Here is a 1,217-nt window from a genome sequence, read left to right on the forward strand (position 1 = left end):
TGATCAGCCGCACTTGAGTGGTCCAATTTGATTGTTAGTGCATGACCGGCCTTTGGTCCATCTGGACGATGGTTTCAGGGGCGGGTGGGCGGTAGCCCAGAGCACTGTGTGGGCGTTTCGTGTTGTAGTGTTTCCTCCATTCTTCGATCAAGATTTGCGCCTCACGCAGGCTGTAGAAGATTTCACCATTCAAGAACTCATCGCGGAAGCGGGCGTTGAAGCTTTCGCAATATCCGTTCTCCCATGGGCTGCCTGGCTCAATGTATGCTGTCTTTGCGCCAACAGCTTTGATCCAATCCTGCACAGCTTTCGCAACGAACTCCGGGCCATTGTCGGACCGTACGAACGATGGCACGCCACGCAGTATGAACAGGTCGCTCAGGGCGTCGATAACGTTGCTTGAGTTCAGCTTGCGATCCACACGGATGGCCAGACATTCCCGGCTGTATTCATCGATGATGTTGAGCGTGCGGAACGCTTTACCATCGTCGGTGCGGCAATGGACAAAGTCGTAAGACCAGACATGATCGCGGCGCTCTGGCCGAAGCCTGACACATGATCCATCATTCAGCCAAAGCCGCCCCTTCTTTGGTTGATTCATTGGCACTTTCAGCCCCTCTCGCCGCCATAGTCGCTCAACGCGCTTGTCATTCGCATGCCAACCTGCATCTCGCAGCAGCGCTGCGATCCGACGATAGCCATATCGACCATACTGCCGGGTCAGCTCGATCATGTCGGCCACCAATCGTTCTTCATCGGCGCGATCAACTGGCGTCTTCCGCTGCGTAGATCGGTGCTGCCTGAGAACGCGACATGCTCGGCGTTCCGAGACGTTCAGTTCAGCTCGAACACGATCAATGCAGGCACGACGGCGAGCGGGGCTTAGAAGTTTCCCTTTGCTGCCTCAGCCAAAATCAGTTTGTCCAGCGTCAGATCCGATACGGCCCTTCTCAGCCGCTCGTTCTCTTTCTGTAGACGCTTCAGCTCCTTCAATTGGTCTGTGCCCATTCCACCGTATTTCTTCTTCCAGCGGTAGAACGTCTGTTCAGTTACGCCGATCTGACGGATCGCATCCAGACGCGGCATCCCTTGCCCCGTCAGAACCTCAACCTGCCGTAACTTCGTGACAATCTCTTCCGGCTTTGGTCGCTTGTTGGCCATGTCTTTCCTCCGCTTTCCTAAACATAGCGGAGGACCACTCAAGTGGGGGAAGACCA

At 55.3% G+C, this 1,217-nt stretch carries 1 protein-coding gene; it reads right to left on the reverse strand.

Features of this window, described 5'->3' with window-relative positions; all coding sequences use genetic code 11:
- Positions 1–34 precede the first annotated feature (34 nt).
- Positions 35–1,161, reverse strand: a protein-coding gene (locus tag Q1A71_RS23600; RefSeq protein WP_299682836.1) for an IS3 family transposase whose coding sequence is annotated in 2 segments (ribosomal slippage) — positions 35–897 and positions 897–1,161 — 1,128 coding nt in all. Because the reading frame shifts where the segments join, the coding sequence is not laid out codon by codon here.
- Positions 1,162–1,217 lie beyond the last annotated feature (56 nt).

Origin of the sequence: uncultured Roseobacter sp. (assembly GCF_947493125.1) — a bacterium.
GTDB lineage: Bacteria > Pseudomonadota > Alphaproteobacteria > Rhodobacterales > Rhodobacteraceae > Roseobacter.